Genomic DNA, 21,219 nt, shown 5'->3' on the forward strand with positions numbered 1-21,219 from the left:
TTTCTTGTGCGAGTGGTGCAGGGGGCTTACGGATACGTCAACCGCATTTTCAATAAGAGAATCAGAGGATCCCCATGGCCGAGGCATACATCATCGACGCAGTCCGCACTCCGCGCGGTATTGGCAAGCAAGGCAAGGGCGCGCTCGCAGCCGAACATCCGCAGCATCTGGCTGCGACCGTGCTGAAGGCGATTGCAGAGCGTAATGGACTGGATACCTCCACCGTGGACGACGTGATCTGGTCGGTCTCGACGCAGGACGGGATGCAGGCTGGCGATCTTGGCCGCATGGCTGCGCTCGATGCGGGCTATGACGTGACGTCTTCGGGCACGACGCTGGACCGGTTTTGCGGCGGCGGCATCACGTCCGTGAACCTCGCTGCGGCACAAATCATGAGCGGCATGGAAGATTGCATCGTCGCTGGCGGCACGGAGATGATGAGCCTGACGGCGGCGATGTCGAAAGAGAAGATGCAAGCCGGGATCAAGCCGCCGATGATGGGCAGCTACAATGAGCGGCTGCAAGCGGTTCACCCGCAATCGCACCAGGGCATCTGCGGCGATGCGATTGCCACGATGGAAGGTTTTACCCGCGAAGAGCTGGACGAGGTAGGTTACCGTTCGCAGCAGCGCGCCGCCGAGGCCTTGGGCGAGGGACGCTTCGACAAGTCGGTTGTGCCGGTCACCGATGATGACGGCAACGTTCTGCTCGACAAGGACGAGTATCCCCGCCCGCAGACCACTCTTGAAGGGCTGGCGCAGCTCGAACCGGCCTTTAGCAAGATTGCAGACGTGCCGCTGGACAAGAACGGGACAACGTTTCGCGGTCTGATCAACCAGAAATATCCGGACCTTGATATCCAGCACTTCCACCATGCCGGAAACTCGTCGGGCGTGGTCGATGGCGCGGCTGCGGTGCTGGTGTGCAGCAAGGAATATGCACAGAAGCACGGCCTGAAACCACGCGCGCGGATCGTGCAGACCGCCAATATGGGCGATGATCCCACGCTGATGCTCAACGCGCCTGTCCCGGCGGCGAAGAAGGTGCTCGAAAAGGCGGGCATGAGCCTTGGCGACATCGACCTGTTCGAGATCAACGAGGCCTTTGCGGTTGTCGCTGCCAAATTCGTGCGCGACCTTGGGCTCGACTGGGACAATGTGAACGTCAATGGCGGCTCGATCGCATTGGGCCACCCGATCGGCGCAACCGGCTCGATCCTGATCGGCACGATTATCGACGAGCTCGAGCGCCGCGACCTCAAGACTGGCCTTGTCACGATGTGCGCAGCAGGCGGAATGGCACCTGCCATCATTGTCGAGCGGGTGGATGATTTCGTTGACTGAGATCGCTGACAACACGCCTGTCATTATCGGGGTAGGCCAATACTCGGAACGAGTGGATCAGCCCCATTATGAAGCCTTGTCCTATATGGACCTGGCCGGGCGCGCATTGGCGGCGGCGATAGCGGACACCGGAGCGGGTGAGCCGGTTTCGCCGGTTATAGATACGCTTGCCGCCATCCGCGCCTTCGAAATGTCGCGGCCTGACCGCGAGCCGCCGTTCGGAGCCGCAAACAATGTGCCGCGCGCGATTGCGAAGAGGGTCGGTGCCGATCCGGCGCGCGCGATCCTGACCACGACGGGCGGGCAGACCAACCAGCACCTCGTCGGAGAATTTGCCAGCGCCATCGCCGCAGGTGACAGCCAATGCGCGGTGATCGTAGGCTCCGAAGCGATTTCGACCGTGCTGGCGCTTTCGGCCAAGGGCGAGAAGCCCGATTGGTCCGAAGATGTCACGGGCGATTTCGAGGATCAGGGCTTCGGGGTCGAAGGTCTGATGGAGCACGCTCTGTTCGCGCACGGCGCGACCGGTGCTATCCCGCTTTATGCGCTGGCCGAAAATGCACGGCGCGCGAAGCTGGGAAAGAGCCTCGAGGAATATCGCCGCGATATCGGCGAGCTGTTTGCGCCTTTCACGAAGGTTGCGGCGGCCAATCCTCACGCAGCCGCCCCGGTCGAACGGAGCGCAGAAGAACTTGCCACCGTGACGGAGCGCAACCGCATCGTCGCAGAACCCTACACCCGCATGACCGTGGCGCGGGATCAGGTGAACCAGGCCGCAGCGATCATCGTGGCAAGCGCCGGAACGGCGCGCGCGCTCGGCATTTCGGAAGACAAATGGGTGCATATCCATGCCGTGTCTGCTGCGACCGAATTGATGCTGTCAAAGCGCCCGGACCTCTCCGCCAATCCAGCCTCTATCGCCAGCGTCGAAGCGGCACTGGGACGGGCGGGCAAAGGGATGGCGGACATGGGCTATCTCGATTTCTATTCATGCTTTGCGATCCCGGTGTTCAATCAGATCGACCATTTCGAATTGTCGCCAGATGACCCGCGCGGGCTGACGCTGACCGGCGGCTTGCCGTTTTTTGGAGGAGCCGGAAACAACTACTCAGCCCACGCCATTTGCGAGGCAGTGCAGGCGGTGCGCGCGGATCGCGGCTCTTTCGCGTTGGTCGGTGCGAATGGCGGCTGGATGAGCAAGTACGCGGCCGGCATCTATTCCACCGAGCCCGCTGACTGGTCGGACAATGACCGTTTCGGGAAGCTGCCAGAGGCCGATGATGCGGTGCCTGCCGGCAACGGGCCATTCGGCAGCGCGACAGTGGAAACCTACACGATCAACAATGCGAAGACGGGCAGTGTCGCAGTGTTCCTTGGGCGCAACAGTGACGGAGAGCGGGTCTGCGGGAATGCCGACTTGACGCATGAAGCGACCCGCGCGCTGTTTGAGGGCGGGGAACCTTTCGGTGCGAAATTGTCAGCCAGTCAGGATGAGAGCGGTACCGCAATATCGGGCGTGTCGATTAGCCCTCGCGGCGCTCGCCGCCGAGGAAATCCGCCGCATCGAAGCCTTCGGGCGCGGCTACTTCGGTGACCGGATCTTCCCGGTCGTCAAACTCGGTTCGCAGAGCCCGGCTCATCACGGCATGCATCTGGTACATGCAGGTGATGTAGGTGAGCTCGAGAATCTCCTCGTCTAAAAACTCGGCTTTCAGGTCTTCGAACAGAGCATCGGGCACGCGGCCCGCATGGGTCACCAACCTGTCCGCATAGGCCAGCACCAACCGTTCGCGCGCGTCGTAGCAGGTGGCGGTCTGCCACACGGTTATCGCCTCGATCTTGTCCTCCGCTACGCCGAGGCCGCGAAGGCTCTTGCAATGCTGCGAGAACACGAACTGGCTGCCGGTGGCCCATCCCGCCCAAGTCTGCCCAAGCTCGCGCAGGACCGGATCGAGCTTGCGCTCCTCGCTGCGATAATAGGCAAAGCCCTGTGCGGCGTGCTTCAAGGTCGCGGGGGAGTTGGCAAATACGGTCCACCAGTTGCCCGGAGTACCAGTTGCCGTGCCAGGCTCGTCGACCGGGTCGCGCGATCCGAACAGCATCGCATACATAGGCAGCGCGATCTTTTCGTCGGCTTCGTCTCTAGGCACTTGTCTGAGGCGCGGCATCGGTCAGGCGTCCTCGCGCTTCGCCGCGGCGGCTGGTTCGTGAGCGATATCGTCAGGTCCGAATGTGCGGGTCGTGGCCGCGAATTCGAGCATGATGCCATTGGGGTCGGTGAAGTAGACCGAGCGCACAAATACGCCGTCATGCATTTCCTTCGAATAGCCCGAAGGGCTGTCGTCATGGTTGAAGACCGTGTGCGTGTGTTCGACGCCCGCCTCCTCCAGCCGGTCGAGCGCAGCTTCCAGCTCTTCTTCCGCCAAGTCGAAGGCGAGGTGGTTCATCGATCCCACAGCGGTCTTTGCATCGAAAGGAAACTTTTTCACCGAAGCGATGCCCGGTGCGGCGGGCGGGGCGTCTTCCCACCAGAAAAACGCAACGCTGTTGCCATTGCCGCAGTCGAAGAAAAAGTGCTGCCCGCCGCCGGGAAGCTCGACCGTCTTGAACAGCGGCATTTTGAGAACTTCGGTGTAGAACTGCACCGTTTCGCGCATATCGCGGCACACCAAAGCGACGTGATTGATGCCGGTCGTCTTGATCATCATGTTTCTCCCGCTGTGAGCCTGCCCCGATCGCCGCGAACATGCAATTGCGCCAAGGTGGTGCGCCCTTTGACAAATACGCCCAAACAGCGTATTTAGTTTCAAACGTAACTAAATTGACATATTCAGAGGTTTGATCCCATGACCAAGCATCCTGGCGACCTGTTCGACAATCCAGCCGGTCTCGACGGATTCGAGTTCGTCGAGTTTTGCGCGCCTGAAAAAGGGCAGCTTGAACCTGTATTCGAGGCGATGGGCTTCACGTTGGTCGCCAAGCATCGTAGCAAGGATGTGCACCTGTGGCGTCAGGGCGGCATCAACCTGATCGCAAATTATGAACCACGCAGCGCGGCCTGGTACTTCGCCCGCGAACACGGCGCAAGCGCCTGCGGAATGGCGTTTCGTGTGCGTGACGCCAAGCAGGCTTACGAGCACCTTCTTGAAAAGGGCGCCGAGCCAGTGAATGTCGACACCGGTCCGATGGAGCTGCGTATCCCGGCCATTCGCGGCATTGGCGGCGCTATCCTCTATCTCGTCGATCGTTATGCGGGCGCAGAGGACAAGAGCCTCACGATTTACGACATTGATTTCGATTACCTGCCGGGCGTCGATCCCTATCCCGAAGGCGCTGGCTTTCACACGATCGATCACCTGACGCACAACGTCTATACGGGCCGGATGAAGTACTGGGCGGATTATTACGAGACGCTGTTCAACTTCCAGGAAATCCGCTTTTTCGACATCAAGGGCGAATATACCGGCCTGACTTCGAAGGCGCTGACCGCTCCCGATGGCAAGATCCGCATCCCGCTCAACGAAGAGGGCGAAGGCGGCAAGGGCCAGATCGAGGAGTTCCTCCGCGAATTCAACGGCGAGGGAATCCAGCACATCGCGCTGATCTGCGACGATCTCGTCGCCTGCTGGGACCGCCTCAAGGAGTTCGGCGTGCCGTTCATGACCGCGCCGCCTGAAACCTATTACGAAATGCTCGATGAGCGCCTGCCCGGTCACGGTGAGGATGCCGAAGCGCTGAAAATGCGCGGCATCCTGCTCGATGGCACGACAGAGGGCGGTCAGCCGCGCCTGCTGCTCCAGATCTTCGCCGAGGCCCAGGTCGGCCCGGTGTTCTTCGAATTCATCCAGCGCAAGGGCGATGACGGGTTCGGCGAAGGCAATTTCAAGGCGCTGTTCGAAAGCATCGAACGCGACCAGATCGCGCGCGGCGTGCTCGACACGAAAACCTCCGAGCCAGCTGGCGAGCCTGCCGAATGAGCGCGGTAAAGCCCTCCGGGATTCACCACGCCGCCTATCGCTGCAAGGACGCGAAGGAAACGGTCGAGTGGTATGGCCGCGTACTCGGCATGGAATATACTACCGCTTTTGCCGAGGATCATGTGCCCTCGACCGGCGAGTACGATCCGTACATGCATGTCTTCCTCGATGCAGGAAACGGCAACATCCTCGCCTTTTTCGAGCTGCCTAACCAGCCCGACATGGGCCGCGACGAGAATACGCCGCAATGGGTCCAACACCTCGCGTTCCGGGTCGGAAGCGAAGAAGAACTGCTGGCGGCCAAAGCGCACATAGAGGGCGAAGGCATCGATGTGCTGGGGCCGACCCATCACGGCATCTTCAAGTCGATCTATTTCTTCGATCCCAACGGCCACCGCGTCGAACTGGCTGCCGATATCGGCACCGATGACCAATATGCCGAGCTGGCCCGCGTGGCCCCGCTGATGCTCGATGAATGGAGCGAAACCAAGAAAGCTCCGCGCCATGCAGACTGGCTGCACGAAATAGCGCGCAAGGAACACGCAGAAAGCTGATCCGCCAATACGTTGGTCGATGCAGTTGCCGCGTTGGTGGATAGCCAACAGGTAGGTGCTTTACAATGTTAACACACCTCCATAGCTTTCAGCGCGCCAGGAGGGATGTTTCAATGCTCGAGTTAAGCGGTGTCAGCCACGTCTATTCCAACGGCGTTCGCGCTCTCGACGACGTGACCCTTTCTGTCCCGAAGGGCATGTTCGGATTGCTCGGACCCAATGGCGCGGGCAAATCGACACTGATGCGCACGGTCGCGACATTGCAGACGCCAACCTCGGGCGCGATCACTTTCGACGGGATCGATATCCTTCAGGAGCCTGAGGCCTTGCGCAAGCGGCTGGGATATCTCCCGCAGGATTTCGGTGTCTATCCGCGAGTATCGGCATATGACATGCTCGACCACATGGCCGTCCTGAAAGGGATCGCGTCAAAGAGCGCGCGCAGGGATACAGTCGAAACCCTGCTTGGCCAGGTGAACCTGTGGGACATGCGCAAGAAAGCGATCGCTGGCTTTTCCGGCGGGATGCGTCAGCGGTTCGGCATTGCGCAGGCCCTGATCGGCAATCCCGACCTCATCATCGTCGATGAGCCAACCGCAGGCCTCGACCCGGAAGAGCGCAACCGTTTCCTCAACCTGCTGGCAGAAATCGGAGAGAACGTCGTCGTCATCCTTTCGACGCACATCGTCGAGGATGTCGCCGACCTGTGCCCGCGTATGGCTGTGATCGTCGAAGGCTCGATCGAGCTGGAGGGCGCTCCGATGGACCTGATCGAGAAATCGCAGGGCACCATCTGGGCCAAGACGATCGATCGCGGGGAAATCGAAACCTATCGCAAGATGTATGAGGTGATTTCCACCCGGTTGTTTGCGGGCAAGACCATCGTCCACATCATGTCGCATACCGATCCCGGAGACGGTTTCCACTCTGTCGATGGCGGGCTCGAGGATGTGTACTTCTCGACTCTCACCGCCAGCCGCCGTGTCGATCCCGCTGTCATCGCAGCCGCCTGAACGGGAGAGCCACGATGTTTGCCAAGATCGCGCTGTTCGAACTGCGTTACCAGATCCGAAACCCGGTCTTTTGGGTCGCGCTCGTCATATTCTTTCTGCTGACCTTCGGCGCCACCGCCAGTGAGAACATCCAGATCGGCAGCGGCGGCAATATCAATGTGAACAGTCCCGTCGCGATCCTGCAAACGCAGATGATCCTGACGCTGTTCTACATGTTCGTAACGACAGCCTTTGTCGCGAACGTGGTGGTGCGCGACGACGAAAGCGGCTTTGGGCCGATGGTCCGCTCTACCCAGGTCTCAAAATTCGCCTATCTGATGGGACGATTTGCGGGCGCGACAATCGCGGCCTTGCTTGCCTTCATGATCATACCGCTGGCGATCTTCGTCGGGTCGCTGATGCCGTGGCTCGATCCCGAAACCGTGGGCGCGAACCGGTTTGCGGATTACGCCTTGAGCTACACCCTGTTTGCTGCGCCGACCGTTATCCTGCTGAGCGCCATGTTCTTCGCGGTCGCCACGATGACCCGGTCGATGATGTATTCCTACGTCGCGGTGGTCGGCTTCCTGGTGATCTATGTCGTGTTCAATGTAGTGGTGGGCAGCGAGCCGGAATACCGCGATACAGCGGCGTTCGTCGATCCGCTTGGCTTCAGCGCGGTCGCCAATGAACTCAGGTACTGGACCGCCGCCGAATCAAACGCGCGGATGCCTGCATTCGCGGGGACGATCCTCGTCAATCGCCTCATGGCGCTGGCCCTCGCAGCACTGGCGCTGGCGCTCGCCTATTGGCGGTTCAGTTTTTCCGACAAGGGTGTGTCGGCGCGCAAGGCCAAGAGGCTAGCAAAGAAAGCCGACAAGCTCGCCAAGGATCAGCCACGCCAGGTTGCGAAGCTGCCGCCAACACAGCCCGAGAAGGCGGGATGGGCCCGGCTTATCAAGACGACACGGTTCGAAATCGGTCAGGTGGTCCGCAGCCCGGCTTTCATCGTGCTCTTGGTCATCGGCCTGTTCAACAGCACAACATCGCTCGTTTTCGGAACCGAACTCTATGGGACGCCCCCTGTCCCGGCGACTTTTGCCCTCATCCCGCTGCTGGAGGGGACCTTCACTCTGATCCCGATCATCATCGCGATCTATTATGGCGGCGAGCTTGTCTGGCGTGACCGTGACCGCAAGTTCCACGAGGTCATCGACAGCACTTCGCTGCCGGGATGGGCTTACATGGTGCCCAAGACCATCGCGGTTACGCTTGTCTTGTTGTCGACCCTGCTCGTTTCCGTGATTGCCGCGCTCGCCGTGCAGGCCGCTCGCGGATACTTCGATTTCGAGCTCGAGAAATATTTCGAGTGGTACGTCCTGCCCTACACGATCGACATGGTGCTGATCGCGGTCCTGGCCGTGTTCGTCCAAGCGCTCAGCCCGAACAAGTTTATCGGCTGGGGCATCATGGTCCTTTACCTCGTGGCCGCGATCACGCTCGACAATCTGGGCTATGATCACCCGCTGCTGCTCTACGGCACAACCGGCTTCAATCCGGTTTCCGACATGAACGGTGATGCCGTTGCAGGAGCGCTTGGCTGGTGGCTGCGGTTGTATTGGGGCGGGTTTGCAATCCTGCTCGCGGTGCTGGCGCACCTGCTGTGGCGGCGCGGTACGGAGACAAAGCTGATGCCGCGCGTCAAGCAATTGCCGCGCAGGTTCGCCTCGACCGCAGGCGGGCTCGCCTTGGCGGGCGTGCTGGTCGCGAGCCGGAACCGGTGCGTTTCTGTTCAACCAGATGAATGTCGAAAACACATACCGGAATGAAGACGCGAACGAGAAGCTGCTGGCCAATTACGAGAAGAAATATCTGAAATATGAGAGCGTGCGGCAGCCTTCGCTCACCGATGTTACGCTCTCAATCGACATCTTCCCTGAAGAACGGCGGATGGAGGCCAGTGGCACTTACCGGATGGTCAACGATACCGGAGCACCGGTCGAGCTGCTGCACGTCCGTCTGAGCGATCCCGATACCGAATTGCTGAGCGTCGATCTTCCCGGCGCCACCCTCGAGGCGAACGACGAAACCTATCAGCACCGGATTTACCGCTTCGACACGCCGCTCGGCGTGGACGAGCAGGCGACGCTCTCATTCACCAGTCGCCGCTGGCACAAGGCGCTGACGACGACTGGCTACGGCACGCGTCTGGTCGAGAACGGGACTTTCCTCAACAATAGCGAATTTGCACCTCAGCTCGGGATGGATCGCAGCGGACTGCTACAAGACCGTGCGACCCGGCGGCGTTACGGGCTTGAGCCTGAGTTGCGCCCTGCCAAGCTCGAGGATGAGAGCGCGCGCGAGCGCAATTATGTTGGCAATGTCGACTGGGTCAATTCGGACATCACGATCTCGACCTCCGCCGATCAGGTTCCCATCGCCCCTGGCTCGAAGGTGTCGGACGAAACGCGCGGCGACCGCCGGATTGCGCGGTTCCGGTCCACCGCTCCGATCCTCGGGTTTTTCTCGGTGCAATCCGCCGATTATGAGATCGCGACCAAGACTGCGGACGGCGTGGAGCTTCAGGTCTATTACGACGAGCAGCACCCCTACAATGTCGAACGAATGCTCGATGCGATGGAGGTATCGCTGGGCTATTACCGCGCAGAATTCGGACCGTATCAATTCGACCATGCGCGGGTGATAGAGTTCCCCGGATATGCCAGCTTCGCGCAGGCCTTTGCCGGGACAATGCCCTATTCGGAGAGTATCGGTTTCCTCGCCAATCTCGCCGACCCCGGAGAGATCGACTACGTCACCTACATCACCGCTCATGAAGTCGGGCATCAATACTGGGCACACCAATTGATCAGCGCTGACATGCAGGGCGGGACCATGCTGGTCGAAACGCTTGCGCAATATTCGGCGCTGATGGTGATGAAGGACCTCTATGGCGAAGACCAGATGCGGCGCTTCCTCAAATTCGAGCTCGACAGCTACCTGAGCGCGCGCGGCGGAGAAGCGATCGAGGAACTTCCGCTCGAGCGGGTCGAGAACCAGGGCTACATTCATTACCGCAAGGGTTCGGTCGTGATGTATCTGCTGCAGGACAGGTTGGGCGAAGACCGGGTCAACGCAATGCTCGCGGGCCTGCTGGATCGCTACCGCTTCAAGAGCCAGCCTTATGCAAGCTCCAAGGATTTGGTCGAAGGGTTCTATTCGCTCGCGCGGACCGGCGAGGAACGCGATCTGGTGCGAGACCTGTTGCAGCGCATTACCGTCTACGATTTCAAGGCAGAAGACGCCGTGATCCGCGAGCTGCCGGACGGATCGTTCGAGACGACGATGACCATCTCCGCAGCCAAGTTCTATGCCGACGGGCAGGGCGCCGAGACCGAGGCCGATTTGTCCGACCAGATCGAGATCGGCCTGTTCACCGAACGCCCCGGCGGCGAGGCGTTCGCGGTCGAAAACGTCATCCTGATGGAGCGCCGTCCGATCCGCTCGGGCGAGCAGAAAATCACGATCGTCACCGATCGGCGACCCGAGTGGGTAGGGATCGATCCCTACAACAAATACGTCGATCGCAATTCGGACGACAATCTGGCTTCGACCAGCTGACCGGCTGCACTGCAGGACCGCCAGTCCATTAACCCTATTCTCAAGACTTTGCGCTATGCAGCGGCAAACGGCTTCGAGTGGAGTTGGACCGATGCGGCTCATGACCTGAATTACCGCCCGGGACTGCTCGACAAAGGCGCTGCCTGAATGACACGCAATTCCGCGTTATCGATAGGATCCGGTTGAGAATGACCACGAACATGCAAACGACCATTACGGGGTCTCCTGTCGCTGGATCTCGGCCTGTCTTGGGCACAGACAGCCCGTGGTCGCTCCCTTCCGTCGGCGCTTATATCGCTTTTGCGATCTGCCTTATCGGCGGTCTTCAGCTGTTCTACGCGTCGTTCTATTCGGTTCACACCGACCTTGCCGCGGCTGCCCTGTCTGGCCGTCTCGCCAATGCCCTCGGCGCTTCGTTTCAGGATTACAGTCTCTATTTTCCGCCGGTACGAACGCACGTGGTTTAGTCTCGCAGCGTGGCTCAGTGATCTGAGCGGTCTCAGGCTCGATCTCATGGTCACCTTGATGACAAGTGTTGCGGTGCTGTTCTCTACCGGCTTCGCATACTGGATACGCCGCCGGACCGTGGGAGCCACACCGCTCTTTCTGGTCGGGTCGGTGGCGCTGCTCGTGATCGTGCCGGTACTGTACAAAAACCTTTTCGGGTTGCGCGAGCATTTGGTCGTGCTCGGGCTTTGGCCGTACCTGGTGCTCCGCATTTCGGATCCCGACAATACAAAAATTGGCTGGAAAGTCCGGCTTGTTCTGGGTCTGTGGATGGGCGCAACCTTGCTGCTCAAATACCTCTACAGCATCGTCGTTTTCCTCGTGGAGATTGCCGATGCCGCGATCCGGCGGAAGCCGGCGCAGCTGTTCCGGATCGAGAACCTTGTCGCAGGCGCGATTGTCGCGCTCTATCTCCTGTTCTGGCTTGTCTTGGACCCGGCTCAGCGTGAGGCCATTGCAGCGATTGTCAGTGCGATCGACGCCAATCTGACCAATCGGCAGACGAACTTGCAGCAAGCAGCACTTCATGGTGCACTGGCGCTATTCTTCGTTCTCATGGCAGCGATCTACAAACTGCCTGCAAGAGTGACCGCAATCGGTTTTGCAATGGTGCTTGGTGCCATCATCGTGGCCGCGATCCAGTCGCGTTGGTACAGCCACCACCTCTTTCCGATCACGCTAGCTTATATGGCGTGGCTGTGGATGACATATCGCGAAACGAAACTCTTGATGGTTGTGGCCGTGGCGCTTCTTTTGGCCAGGCCTGTGCTCGGAGAATTCAATAACTCGGCCATCTATCAGGTGACCGTCAACGAGCTAGACGCCGCGATGGATGATGCCGGATTGTCGGTCGAAGGAAAGCGCGTAGGCGTCCTTACGATGCATCCGTCTCCATTCAGCCAGCACCTCGCATCGCATGGAGGAGTGCGCTGGAACACAAGCATGAACAACTCCTATGTCGCGACGGAGCTGAAGCCGCTCGATCGGCCTGAAAATGCTGATATCGAGGCGCCGCCGATCACTCTCGAAGATCCCGGACGTCTCATGCTGCATGACGAAATGCTGCGGCTGTGGGAGGATAAGCCGCCAGAAGTGCTCATCCTTGATAACAGCACCAGTTGGCCGCTGAACCACATCAAGGTCACATGGACTCAGGTGTTTGCCGAGGATGAACGGTTTCAGGCGATACTCTCGCAATACCGGTACGGTGCACGAGCACAAGGGCGAATGGCTCGAATATACATATTACGTGCGGGCCGATTAGGCCGCGCGTCTATTTTTGGCGAACAGCAGTCCAATCAAGAGGTTCGCCTCGCTTGAGATCACGGCTTGCCTGACCGCCGAGCACCTTGGGCAGGTGCTTGGGCGCTAACCCGTGACCAGGGCGGATTGAACGGACGTTTTCGCGCGTCAGTTCCTCACCAGCTGCAACATCGCGAACGACGTAGAGTGACCGGCGAAACTGGATCGAGCCGCTTTCGCTTCCTTGCAAATCATAAGTCGCATTGCCCAGCGCACGCCATGCCCGCTTGCAGTCCCGAACGAGACTCGTGAATTCTTCCGGTTCAAGGCTGAATGCCGAATCCGGACCGCCATCGGCGCGCCGCAGCGTGAAATGTTTTTCGACGACGCTGCCGCCCAGAGCGATCGAAGCCACTGCGACCGGTGATCCGGAAGTGTGGTCGGAAAGTCCGGACACAACGTCAAAACGCTCTGCAAGATCGGGCACGGTGCGCACGTTCGATTGCTCATCAGGGGCAGGGTAGGAGCTAACGCAGTGCAGCAGTACTATCTCCTTGCACCCGTTGTCGCGCGCAGTTTGAACGACCTCTCCGATCTCTTCGAGATTGGCCATGCCGGTTGAAATGATCAGCGGTTTCCCCTTCGACGCGCAATACGCCACCAGCGGAAGGTCAACTGCTTCGAATGACGCGATCTTGTAGGCTGGCGCATCCAGCTGTTCGAGCATGTCGACTGCAGTCACGTCGAACGGGGAGGAAAACAGCGTCACTCCAAGTTCACGGGCTCGGCGAAAAAGCGGTTCATGCCATTCAAAAGGGGTCTGCGCCTCCGAGTAAAGATCATAAAGGGTGCGGCCATCCCACAAGCCGCCTTCGAGGCGGAATTCTGGCGCGGGGTGATCAAGGGTGATCGTGTCCGGCGTGTAGCTCTGGATCTTGATAGCATCAGCGCCGGTCGCTGCCGCTGCCTCAAGCAGCTTGATTGCGCGATCGAGGCTGCCGTTGTGATTACCGGACAGCTCGCAAATCACATAGGGTTCGAAATGGGGGCCGATGCGCCGACCGTCGATACTGATTTCGGGAGCGTTCATCATTCTCGATATTCCTTCGGCTCGCCATGCTTGGGCGTCGGCAGCAACTGGGATGCAGGGTCTTTAGCCGAGACCCGAGGGTGGAGGCCGAGTAAGCTTGTCGGACAGCTTCGAGATTTCGCTATCCTCGCGGTAAATCTCCGCGACGATCTGCGCGGCGTCCTCTGGCGCGTGCCGGAATGCGAGCCGGAGCAAATCCATCCAATTCTTGTTGTTTTTGGTCCGGACATTCTCGATCGCGTCGATAATGTCCATGTAGTAAGCTTGTTCGTCGCCGCGTTCGGTCATCAATTGATTCCTTACTAAATCCGCCCTCTTTCTCTGCCAATTTTCGGCAGAAAGCTCCAGCAATACCGCGTTGTGGAATTGGCCGTCACGCAGGATTTGGCGGCGGCGGAAACCTTTGCGCCTAAATCCGAATTTCTCGTGAAACGCAATTGAGCGCTCGTTAAAGCTGAGCACCTCGCCATTTAAGCGGGAAACAGTTTCGAACGCATAATCTAGAGCTATGACGCCCAGTGCCGTGCCAAGCCTGTTACCCTGCAGTGATGGGTCGAGATAGAAACCCCAGTCGGCTCGTACCGTCTTCGAGCGAAATCGCGCTGAAATTGACCGCCCCGACGAGAGTATCGTCAAGATAGACCGCAAAAGATCGCTTCTGCTGATCGTTAGCCAACCGCCCAATCCAGTCGCGATGTTCTTCTTCGCCGATTTCATGCGATGAATACATGTTGCGCCGCACCTCGGGATGATTGCGGATGGCGAGAAGGTCCATCTGCTGTGCTTGAGTGAGGTCGCAGATAGGCCGAAGCTCTAGCGCGTCAATCTTGTCCATCAAGTTCATGACGGCCCCTTCCGTTGTCCCGAGTCGCCGCGAACAGACGTTCCGCCATTTCCCAATCCTGCGGGCGGTCGATATCCTGCGCACGCCATTCCGGCAGTTCGATGAACCGTGTTCGCGGTCCGAAGAATGGCTGTTTCTCCAGCCAGGCCTCGCGCGTGCCCCAATAGAATTGACCGGAATCGTGGAAGACCGGCGGAAGGTCCTGCGTCCGGGTTTTCCGATGTTCGGGCTGCAGAAACTCAGGACTGCCATCTGTGCCGCTCAGGAAGCCGCGCTGCGGCGGATGACCGTAACGCACGGCGGGAAACGCGAAGTCGCACTCGGGCGAGAGCAGTTTACGCGCGTCCGCCAGGTCGTCTGCTGCAAGGAAAGCGGCGGTGGCATAGATGCAGCAAGCCGCCTCGACCTCCCAGCCAGCCTCGAGCGCCCAGGACAGCGCATGGACAACTACATCGGTGGTTCCGCTATGATCGTCTGCCAGTTCGGCTCGACCGCATAAAGGGCGTCTCCGCACCGGCCTGCCGCGCAACCTCCGCGATTTCTGCATCGTCGGTCGACACGATTATCCGGTCGAACAGGCCCGAAGCGGACGCCGCTGCAATCGGCCAGGCGATCATGGGCCTGCCGCAGAACGGGCGCACATTCTTTCGCGGTATGCGCTTGCTGCCGCCACGTGCGGGAATGATGGCGATGTTCATGGGGAAACAGCCTTCGTCACCTCGTCGATGACCTTTTGCTGCTGCTCACTGGTCAATGCCGGAAACATCGGCAGGCTGATGGCCTCGGAATAATAGGCCTCCGCATTGGGGCAGTGCCCGGGCTTGAAGCCTAGCTGCCGGTAATAGGGGTGAAGATAGACCGGGATGTAGTGCAGGTTTACCCCGATCCCCGCCAACCTCAATTGCTCGAAAACCTCGCGGTGATTTCGCGCTGATCTCTGCTGGTCGATGCGGATCACGTAGAGGTGCCACGACGATGCGGCATCGGGGTGCTGCCAGGGCGTCATTAACGGCATGTCGGCAAAGGCGCTGTCATAGACGTTCGCGATCTTCCGGCGACGTTCGATGAATTCGCCCAATCGGTCCATCTGGCTCAGGCCCAGTGCCGCATTGATATCGGTCATGCGGTAATTGAAGCCGAGCTGCTGCTGCTCGTAATACCACGGCCCGGCATCGTCCTGTTGCAGCATATCCGGATCGCGGGTCACGCCGTGGCTTCGATTGAGGCGCATGGATTCGGCCAGCGCATCATCGTTGGTCATCGCCATGCCGCCCTCTCCGGTCGTCACGATCTTGACCGGGTGGAAGCTGAAGACCGCTATGTCGCTAAACCGGCAATTGCCAACCAGCTGAGAGCGATAGCTGCCGCCGATGGCGTGGGATGCGTCTTCGATGATCCGCACACCATGTTTGCTTGCTGCTGCATGGATTGCCGCCATGTCGCACGATTGGCCTGTGAGATGGACCGGGATGATGACCTTGGGCAGGGCGCCGTTCGCTGCGGCCTGCGCCAGTTTCTCGGCGAGCCGGATAGGGCATATATTGTAGGTGCGTTCGTCCACGTCGACGAAATCGACATCGGCGCCGCAATAAAGCGCCGCGTTCGAGCTTGCCACGAATGTCAGCGGACTGGTCCAGACGATATCGCCCGGTCCCACTCCCAAAGCCATGCAGGCCAAGTGAAGCGCGCTCGTTGCGCTATTTGCAGCGACGCCGTGTTTCGCGCCGCATTGCGCGGCGATTGCCTGTTCAAAGGCCGGGACGACCGGGCCCTGGGTCAGGAAGTCGGACTTGAGGACCTCGACAACGGTACGCAATATCAGCATCGGTAATCGACTGACGACCATAGGGAATGCCTTGCGCCATCACACTTCATGCGTCGGATCGACATGCTGGCGAATGAGCCCGCGCAGCTCTTCAACCGTCAGGAAGTCCGGATTTGACCCGCTATTGTAGGAGAAGCCGGGCTCCACGTTCTTGCCGCCGTGTTTTTCGTGTGCGGTTTCCGCCATATGATCCGCAGTGCTTGGAAGGATCGCATAATACGGGCCAAGATCGATCGTATTGAGGCTGTCGCTGGTGGTGATCATTTCCTCGTGGATTTTTTCACCCGGGCGTATCCCGACCACCTTCAATTCGCATTCCGGTGCGATTGCCTCGGCGACATCGGTGATACGGTAGCTTGGAATTTTCGGCACGAAGATCTCGCCGCCATGCGCGTTCTCGATCGCCCACAGGACCATCTGCACGCCTTCTTCGAGCGAGATGTTGAACCTCGTCATGGTCGGATCGGTTATCGGGATCACGCCCGTTTCGCGCTGGGCAAGGAAAAACGGTACGACCGAACCTCTGCTTCCCATCACATTGCCATAGCGGACGACCGACAGGCGAAGATCGCGGGAGCCCCTGACATTGTTGGCGGCGGTGAAGAGCTTGTCGGAACACAGCTTTGTAGCGCCGTAGAGATTGATCGGAGCCGCAGCCTTGTCGGTGGAGAGCGCGACAACATTGGAAACCTTGCTATCGAGGCGCGCCTCGATCACGTTCTGCGCGCCGAGCACGTTCGTCTTGATGCATTCGAAGGGGTTGTATTCGGCAGCTGGCACCTGTTTCAGCGCCGCAGCATGGACCACGATGTCGATGCCTTCGAGCGCGCGCCGCAGCCTGTCCTGATCGCGAATATCACCAATGAAATAGCGCAGCGACGGGTGGTCCTGTGGCAGAAACTCCTGGCTCATTTCGAACTGTTTGAGCTCATCGCGCGAATAGATCACGAGACGCCGCACGCCGGGATATTTGGCAAGGACTGTCCTTACAAAGGCGCGCCCAAACGATCCGGTCCCTCCGGTGACAAGAATGCTCTTATTGTCCAACAAAGGATTTCGCTCCTTTTCGAAGGTTTACGTAGCTAGCCATCACGAGCAATCCGCTCATAATGAATGCCGCGGCGAATGAAACCGCGGTGGCGAGCATAATACCCCGAATTCCCAATTCCGGCGCCCACCGGATGCTGAGCCAGATATTGAGCCCGATAGTCAGCGCGCTGCAGATGGACATGACCTCGACGCGCTTGTCGAAATGCAGGAATTTCAGGTTGTGCGTGAAGTAGCTCTGCAGGACGATTGCCAGCATGACATATTGCAGCAGGGGGATCGCGCTGTGGAATGCTTCCCCGAGCAGGACCGGTGCGACCAGCAAGGCGAGGAAATAGAACACGACCGCTGCGATTGCTGCCAGGACGAAATACAGGATCGACACCGAGGCGACTTCTTGCAGACCATCCTCGGCAGCCGATTTGAGCTTGCGGAACAACCACGGTGTCCACGCCATCACGAAGCTGTAATTGGCCATCCAGAACGCGGATGCGAACAGGGCCGCGACCCCGTACATCGCGCTGGCCTCGACACCGAGATAGTGCGCAGCGATAACCTTGTCTGCCGTCGCCATCGCCATGACGACAGCGCCTGCAGGCCAGTACATCACTCCAAACGAAGCGATGTTGCGGTAGAACGAACGCTGCGGAATACGCATCAGCGACGAGACGGTGAAACCGAGCGAGCGCAGCGAGAACAGGGTTGCGATACCCATGCTCAGCATCCGCCCGAGGACAACGCCGCGCCAGTCCCAGCCTGCTTGCAGGAATGCGACGATGAAAATCATGCTCAGCACAGCCTGGATCACCTGGGTTCCGAGGAACGCTGCGCGGCGATTGTGAAATTGCTGGAGAGCGAGGACCGTGTAGAAAACCTCGTACAGGAAAGCGGCGACCACGATACAGATTAGCCAGGCCTCGGGGAATTTCGTTGCTGTCGCCAGAACTTCTCCGAACACCAGCGTGATCACGGAAACGAACACGGCCAGCGCCAGCATTACGAACAATGCGGTGTGGGTAAACTGATCAAGCTGCTTCTGATCGAAATCGTAAAAGCGCATCCGGATCGCGTCCTGGGTCGTCAGCCCGACGATCGGTCGCAGGAACGTCGCGTAGGTGATGAACAGCACCCAGATTCCGTAGCCCGTGGGATCCAGCATGCGGGTCAGGATGGGGGCGAGCAGGAATGGGACGAGCGCTTCGACCCCGTTCGCAAACACATAGAACAGCGATTGAAGCGCCAGAAACTTCTTGGCGCCGATCGTAAATGTCTTGCGTATCATCATGCGCTCTTGTGCAATTGCCCCTTACACTCGCCAGGGCCAGTGCTTGATAAGCTGTAAACCTAAATTCTTAACGATTGCCTGAGATAAAGCCCCTCAATCCTGTCAGGTCATTTCCGGCTGACTCGGAATGATTGGTTGTATCGAGGTAGACCAGCGTGGCTTACAAAGCTGTTAATGTAGTCGATGTCTTCTCACAGGCGCCCGATGCGATTGCGCCGGAAAACGGTACCGGTGCAAAGCGCGACCGCTATAGCCTTGCCACCGCCCTCGCGATCGTACGCCAGATGGAAACCTCTGACGGACGCGCAGCGGTCTTTAAGGAAATAAAGGACAAGAACGCTCTCTACCGGCTTGTCGATATGCTCTATGCAAAGGCTGGCTCGCAGTTTTATCAGCCGCTTCTACTCTTCATCTACATGCTCAAATGCATGGTCTCGGTCGGGCCGGACAAAGGCAATGACGCAGAAGCCGTGTCGATTGCCAGCTTCGACAACGAGCACAAGACGATCGCGCGCGTTGCAGCACTGGCACCCGACGTCGATATTCTCCATCTCTCGGTAGAGCGCAAACACATCGCAGCCACCGCCCCGTTAAAAGCGGGAATTCGGATGCTTGGTGCGGCTCCGCGGATTTGGTCATTCCTCAGGGCACTGACACAAACGCACAGTTTCATGCCATCGGCCCGAATAGCGAGTGCGCTCGCGTTTTACATGCGGTTCTCGAAGCTCTTCATCGACAATCCGGCGATAGGCGCAGCCATCATCGCCAGCAATTATAGTCCCGAGGCAGTTGGAATGGCGGCAGCGGCGCATCGCTGTGGGAAGCGGGTTGTTTACTCGAACCATGCACCGGTGCCTGCCAATGGGGCCGTTGTGCCCCCGGTACTCGCCGATTGCGCCTTATTCTACGGTGAGAAAATAACCGAGACCTACGTGCATCGCAGCCGATGCACGGTACCGAAGTCACGTTAATCGGTGAGCCGGGCACGGCCCGCGAAATGGAATGGTGCGAAGAAGTGAAGACGGTCGGAATCTTCCTGACCGCATGCACCAAGGTCGAGGTCCTCAAGAGCCTTATAGCCACAATACGCCTTAGCCTGCCGGTACGCGCGCATCATGATTCGCCAGCATCCCGTTACACTGCTCAGGACCGATTTCTCCGGACTTGGGGCGCAGGACGAGCATGTCGAGCTCACGATCGGCAATCCGCTCGGCGATGAAATCGCGGCATGCGACATGGTCATTTGCGGAAATAGCGGGGTCGCATTGAACGTTCTGAGCGCGGGACGGCCTGTCGCCTACCTATCCAGTCTCGACGGACTCATCTTCGACTCCAATGGATTTGTTGCGAGCCGGCTGGTCTATTCGATGCCGTGGTGGAGCGATGATATCTATGACCGCTTGAAAGGCTTCTATCAGATGCCCGGATGGCGCGATGTCATGCAGAGCTATGACGCATCGTACGGTGCGGACAGCGATGAGCTTCACCGCGAGGCTGCCGCGATCCTGAGACGGCATTTGCGTCCTGCCCAGTTCGAGCAGTCACGCGAAACGCCGTTGGCGACGCAAACTCTCGTGGCCTGAAAGCCCTGCCAGCCAAGCATCTCTTTCGAATAGCTTTACCTTTCCGCCCCGATCCAGCAGTAGATGCGGCCAGACCGGCTTCGTCCGGTGCGCAATCACACAGGGGAAGAGTGGCCGTGGAAGAGCAGCAGATTTCCGCAAGCCAGGCAGGAGCAGCGCCGCCGAAAGTCGAATATTCGCTTTCCGCCGGCATCATTCCGCGCCTCGCCCAAATGAACGCGGCGCTGGCCTTCACTTCCTATCAGTCAGGCTTTCTATACATGCTCGGTTCGACCGAGCGGGGCGAACCGCACCTGCACCAATCAGGAATGCCCAAGCCCATGGGTCTTTGCTCCGATGGCGAGAATAGCCTGATCATGTCGGGGGCGGCGCAGATCATCCGATTCGAGAATTTGCTGGAGGCGGACCAGCGTATCAACCAGACCTATGACGCATGTTTCATGCCGCGCACCATCCATGTGACGGGGCAGCTCGACGCGCATGATGTCGGGATCGATGCGGCGGGCGAGGTGGTCTTCGTCAACACGCGTTTCAATTGTCTCGCAAAGCTATCGCAGCGCCATTCCTTCGCGCCATTCTGGAAGCCCGCTTTCGTGAGCGATATTGTCGATGAGGACCGGTGTCACCTCAACGGTCTCGCATTCCGCGATGGCCGCGCAGCGTTTGTCACTGCGGTTTCCAAGTCGGACACGATCGATGGCTGGCGCGATCGGCGGGCCGATGGCGGTGTGGTCATAGATGTCGAAAAGAACGAGATCGTTTGCGAAGGGCTTTCCATGCCGCATTCGCCGCGCTGGCATGACGGAAAGTTGTGGGTCCTCAACGCGGGCACTGGCGAATTCGGATATGTTGAAATGCCAGATGGTTCCGGTGAGATGGGCCACTTCCAGCCAGTCGCATTCTGCCCCGGTTTCCTGCGCGGGCTGGCCTTCCACGGGCAGTTTGCTTTCGTAGGTCTGTCCAAACCGCGGTACAAAAGGTTCGAAGGCCTGGCGCTTGATCAGAAATTGATCGATGCGGATAGCGAGCCGTGGTGCGGAGTGCAGGTGATCGACACGCATACCGGCAATTGCGTCGACTGGTTTCGCATCGATGGCGACATCGGCGAGCTATACGACATTCACGTTGTTGCTGGATATCGTTGTCCGATGGCAGTGTCACCCAACTCGGCTGATTCCGCGACCCTCATCACTATTGAGTAGCTACCCCTCTGAGCAGGTTACCTCGCTCTAAGGCTTTAGTAATGTTGCCCAATAGAGGGCCATAAATCGCCCCGCGGTCGCGCATACTGGAAACGCTGGGCAAGCCA

The 21,219-nt window shown here is 59.1% G+C and carries 22 protein-coding genes and 1 pseudogene; 12 read left to right on the forward strand and 11 right to left on the reverse strand.

The features are described from left to right. The first annotated feature begins 74 nt into the window (after positions 1 to 74). Both AC0L39_RS02590 and AC0L39_RS02595 read left to right on the forward strand, forming a co-directional pair. Positions 75 to 1,343 (forward strand): acetyl-CoA C-acetyltransferase, encoded by a 1,269-nt coding sequence (locus AC0L39_RS02590; RefSeq protein WP_473260503.1) that lies wholly within the window; start codon positions 75 to 77, stop codon positions 1,341 to 1,343. After that, a complete protein-coding gene (locus AC0L39_RS02595) occupies positions 1,327 to 2,937 on the forward strand; it encodes an acetyl-CoA acetyltransferase (RefSeq protein ID WP_473260505.1) in 1,611 nt (536 codons plus the stop codon). Before AC0L39_RS02590 ends, AC0L39_RS02595 begins: the two co-directional genes overlap by 17 nt. Here the strand turns inward: AC0L39_RS02595 and AC0L39_RS02600 are convergent. Both AC0L39_RS02600 and AC0L39_RS02605 read right to left on the reverse strand, forming a co-directional pair. Next, the gene (locus AC0L39_RS02600; RefSeq protein ID WP_473260507.1) at positions 2,867 to 3,511 is read right to left on the reverse strand and encodes a carboxymuconolactone decarboxylase family protein; all 645 of its coding nucleotides are present in this window, start codon (positions 3,509 to 3,511) and stop codon (positions 2,867 to 2,869) included. The genes AC0L39_RS02595 and AC0L39_RS02600 overlap by 71 nt on opposite strands. A 3-nt stretch (positions 3,512 to 3,514) precedes the next feature. Next, positions 3,515 to 4,051 (reverse strand): VOC family protein, encoded by a 537-nt coding sequence (locus AC0L39_RS02605; protein WP_473260508.1) that lies wholly within the window; start codon positions 4,049 to 4,051, stop codon positions 3,515 to 3,517. Positions 4,052 to 4,189: 138 nt separating this feature from the next. Between AC0L39_RS02605 and hppD the strand changes: the two genes are divergently transcribed. The 7 genes from hppD (at position 4,190) to AC0L39_RS02640 (ending at position 12,314) form a co-directional block, all read left to right on the forward strand. Further along, positions 4,190 to 5,320, forward strand: a complete 1,131-nt coding sequence (gene hppD, locus AC0L39_RS02610; protein ID WP_473260510.1) for a 4-hydroxyphenylpyruvate dioxygenase — start codon at positions 4,190 to 4,192, stop codon at positions 5,318 to 5,320. Continuing rightward, on the forward strand, positions 5,317 to 5,874 hold the full coding sequence (locus AC0L39_RS02615; protein ID WP_473260511.1) for a VOC family protein: 558 nt from the start codon (positions 5,317 to 5,319) through the stop codon (positions 5,872 to 5,874). The genes hppD and AC0L39_RS02615 overlap by 4 nt, the downstream gene beginning before the upstream one ends. A gap of 113 nt (positions 5,875 to 5,987) precedes the next feature. Continuing rightward, complete coding sequence (locus AC0L39_RS02620; protein ID WP_473260512.1) at positions 5,988 to 6,887, forward strand: ABC transporter ATP-binding protein; 900 nt, start codon at positions 5,988 to 5,990, stop codon at positions 6,885 to 6,887. Positions 6,888 to 6,901: 14 nt separating this feature from the next. Beyond that, positions 6,902 to 8,695 (forward strand): ABC transporter permease, encoded by a 1,794-nt coding sequence (locus tag AC0L39_RS02625; RefSeq protein WP_473260514.1) that lies wholly within the window; start codon positions 6,902 to 6,904, stop codon positions 8,693 to 8,695. Further along, positions 8,667 to 10,487, forward strand: coding sequence for a M1 family aminopeptidase (locus AC0L39_RS02630; protein ID WP_473260516.1), 1,821 nt, complete (start codon positions 8,667 to 8,669; stop codon positions 10,485 to 10,487). The genes AC0L39_RS02625 and AC0L39_RS02630 overlap by 29 nt, the downstream gene beginning before the upstream one ends. A 248-nt stretch (positions 10,488 to 10,735) precedes the next feature. Beyond that, positions 10,736 to 10,954 (forward strand): hypothetical protein, encoded by a 219-nt coding sequence (locus AC0L39_RS02635; RefSeq protein ID WP_473260518.1) that lies wholly within the window; start codon positions 10,736 to 10,738, stop codon positions 10,952 to 10,954. A gap of 46 nt (positions 10,955 to 11,000) precedes the next feature. Continuing rightward, the gene (locus AC0L39_RS02640; protein ID WP_473260520.1) at positions 11,001 to 12,314 is read left to right on the forward strand and encodes a hypothetical protein; all 1,314 of its coding nucleotides are present in this window, start codon (positions 11,001 to 11,003) and stop codon (positions 12,312 to 12,314) included. Here the strand turns inward: AC0L39_RS02640 and pseI are convergent. From pseI to AC0L39_RS02685, 9 genes and pseudogenes are all read right to left on the reverse strand, one after another. After that, positions 12,268 to 13,329, reverse strand: a complete 1,062-nt coding sequence (gene pseI / locus AC0L39_RS02645; protein WP_473260521.1) for a pseudaminic acid synthase — start codon at positions 13,327 to 13,329, stop codon at positions 12,268 to 12,270. The genes AC0L39_RS02640 and pseI overlap by 47 nt on opposite strands. A gap of 60 nt (positions 13,330 to 13,389) precedes the next feature. Next, entirely contained in the window at positions 13,390 to 13,614 is a 225-nt protein-coding gene (locus AC0L39_RS02650) for a hypothetical protein (RefSeq protein ID WP_473262499.1), read from the reverse strand. A 180-nt stretch (positions 13,615 to 13,794) separates the two neighbouring features. Next, a pseudogene (locus AC0L39_RS02655) lies at positions 13,795 to 13,872 on the reverse strand (hypothetical protein); the annotation flags it as partial. Continuing rightward, a complete protein-coding gene (locus AC0L39_RS02660) occupies positions 13,862 to 14,170 on the reverse strand; it encodes a GNAT family N-acetyltransferase (protein ID WP_473262501.1) in 309 nt (102 codons plus the stop codon). The pseudogene AC0L39_RS02655 and the gene AC0L39_RS02660, both read right to left, overlap by 11 nt. After that, positions 14,148 to 14,684: a glycosyltransferase family protein gene (locus AC0L39_RS02665; RefSeq protein ID WP_473260522.1), complete on the reverse strand. Its 537-nt coding sequence runs from the start codon at positions 14,682 to 14,684 to the stop codon at positions 14,148 to 14,150. The genes AC0L39_RS02660 and AC0L39_RS02665 overlap by 23 nt, the downstream gene beginning before the upstream one ends. Beyond that, positions 14,635 to 14,868: an acylneuraminate cytidylyltransferase family protein gene (locus tag AC0L39_RS02670; protein ID WP_473260524.1), complete on the reverse strand. Its 234-nt coding sequence runs from the start codon at positions 14,866 to 14,868 to the stop codon at positions 14,635 to 14,637. Before AC0L39_RS02670 ends, AC0L39_RS02665 begins: the two co-directional genes overlap by 50 nt. After that, the gene (gene pseC / locus AC0L39_RS02675; protein ID WP_473260526.1) at positions 14,865 to 15,995 is read right to left on the reverse strand and encodes a UDP-4-amino-4,6-dideoxy-N-acetyl-beta-L-altrosamine transaminase; all 1,131 of its coding nucleotides are present in this window, start codon (positions 15,993 to 15,995) and stop codon (positions 14,865 to 14,867) included. The genes AC0L39_RS02670 and pseC overlap by 4 nt, the downstream gene beginning before the upstream one ends. Before the next feature lie 39 nt (positions 15,996 to 16,034). Next, a complete protein-coding gene (pseB, locus tag AC0L39_RS02680; protein ID WP_473260527.1) occupies positions 16,035 to 17,042 on the reverse strand; it encodes a UDP-N-acetylglucosamine 4,6-dehydratase (inverting) in 1,008 nt (335 codons plus the stop codon). Next, complete coding sequence (locus tag AC0L39_RS02685; RefSeq protein WP_473260529.1) at positions 17,032 to 18,324, reverse strand: lipopolysaccharide biosynthesis protein; 1,293 nt, start codon at positions 18,322 to 18,324, stop codon at positions 17,032 to 17,034. Before AC0L39_RS02685 ends, pseB begins: the two co-directional genes overlap by 11 nt. Positions 18,325 to 18,482: 158 nt before the next feature. Here AC0L39_RS02685 and AC0L39_RS02690 point away from each other — a divergent pair, with 158 nt between their 5' ends. From AC0L39_RS02690 to AC0L39_RS02700, 3 genes are all read left to right on the forward strand, one after another. Next, the gene (locus AC0L39_RS02690; protein WP_473260530.1) at positions 18,483 to 19,298 is read left to right on the forward strand and encodes a hypothetical protein; all 816 of its coding nucleotides are present in this window, start codon (positions 18,483 to 18,485) and stop codon (positions 19,296 to 19,298) included. 144 nt (positions 19,299 to 19,442) lie between these two features. Further along, positions 19,443 to 19,910, forward strand: coding sequence for a hypothetical protein (locus tag AC0L39_RS02695; RefSeq protein ID WP_473260532.1), 468 nt, complete (start codon positions 19,443 to 19,445; stop codon positions 19,908 to 19,910). A 116-nt stretch (positions 19,911 to 20,026) separates the two neighbouring features. Next, positions 20,027 to 21,112 carry a TIGR03032 family protein gene (locus AC0L39_RS02700; protein WP_473260534.1) on the forward strand — a complete coding sequence of 362 codons (1,086 nt, stop codon included), beginning with the start codon at positions 20,027 to 20,029 and terminating at the stop codon, positions 21,110 to 21,112. Positions 21,113 to 21,219: the final 107 nt, after the last annotated feature.

It is taken from the genome of Erythrobacter sp. K21-9, from assembly GCF_055808355.1.

Coding starts and splice junctions, on each gene's coding strand:
- AC0L39_RS02695 (WP_473260532.1), top strand. CDS start 19,443: ATGATTCGCCAGCATCCCGTTACACTGCTCAGGACCGATTTCTCCGGA.
- AC0L39_RS02605 (WP_473260508.1), bottom strand. CDS start 4,051: ATGATGATCAAGACGACCGGCATCAATCACGTCGCTTTGGTGTGCCGC.
- AC0L39_RS02640 (WP_473260520.1), top strand. CDS start 11,001: ATGGTCACCTTGATGACAAGTGTTGCGGTGCTGTTCTCTACCGGCTTC.
- AC0L39_RS02600 (WP_473260507.1), bottom strand. CDS start 3,511: ATGCCGCGCCTCAGACAAGTGCCTAGAGACGAAGCCGACGAAAAGATC.
- hppD (WP_473260510.1), top strand. CDS start 4,190: ATGACCAAGCATCCTGGCGACCTGTTCGACAATCCAGCCGGTCTCGAC.
- pseI (WP_473260521.1), bottom strand. CDS start 13,329: ATGATGAACGCTCCCGAAATCAGTATCGACGGTCGGCGCATCGGCCCC.
- AC0L39_RS02660 (WP_473262501.1), bottom strand. CDS start 14,170: ATGAACTTGATGGACAAGATTGACGCGCTAGAGCTTCGGCCTATCTGC.
- AC0L39_RS02620 (WP_473260512.1), top strand. CDS start 5,988: ATGCTCGAGTTAAGCGGTGTCAGCCACGTCTATTCCAACGGCGTTCGC.
- AC0L39_RS02630 (WP_473260516.1), top strand. CDS start 8,667: ATGAATGTCGAAAACACATACCGGAATGAAGACGCGAACGAGAAGCTG.
- AC0L39_RS02650 (WP_473262499.1), bottom strand. CDS start 13,614: ATGACCGAACGCGGCGACGAACAAGCTTACTACATGGACATTATCGAC.
- AC0L39_RS02595 (WP_473260505.1), top strand. CDS start 1,327: ATGATTTCGTTGACTGAGATCGCTGACAACACGCCTGTCATTATCGGG.
- pseC (WP_473260526.1), bottom strand. CDS start 15,995: ATGCTGATATTGCGTACCGTTGTCGAGGTCCTCAAGTCCGACTTCCTG.
- AC0L39_RS02590 (WP_473260503.1), top strand. CDS start 75: ATGGCCGAGGCATACATCATCGACGCAGTCCGCACTCCGCGCGGTATT.
- AC0L39_RS02685 (WP_473260529.1), bottom strand. CDS start 18,324: ATGATACGCAAGACATTTACGATCGGCGCCAAGAAGTTTCTGGCGCTT.
- AC0L39_RS02615 (WP_473260511.1), top strand. CDS start 5,317: ATGAGCGCGGTAAAGCCCTCCGGGATTCACCACGCCGCCTATCGCTGC.
- AC0L39_RS02670 (WP_473260524.1), bottom strand. CDS start 14,868: ATGAACATCGCCATCATTCCCGCACGTGGCGGCAGCAAGCGCATACCG.
- AC0L39_RS02625 (WP_473260514.1), top strand. CDS start 6,902: ATGTTTGCCAAGATCGCGCTGTTCGAACTGCGTTACCAGATCCGAAAC.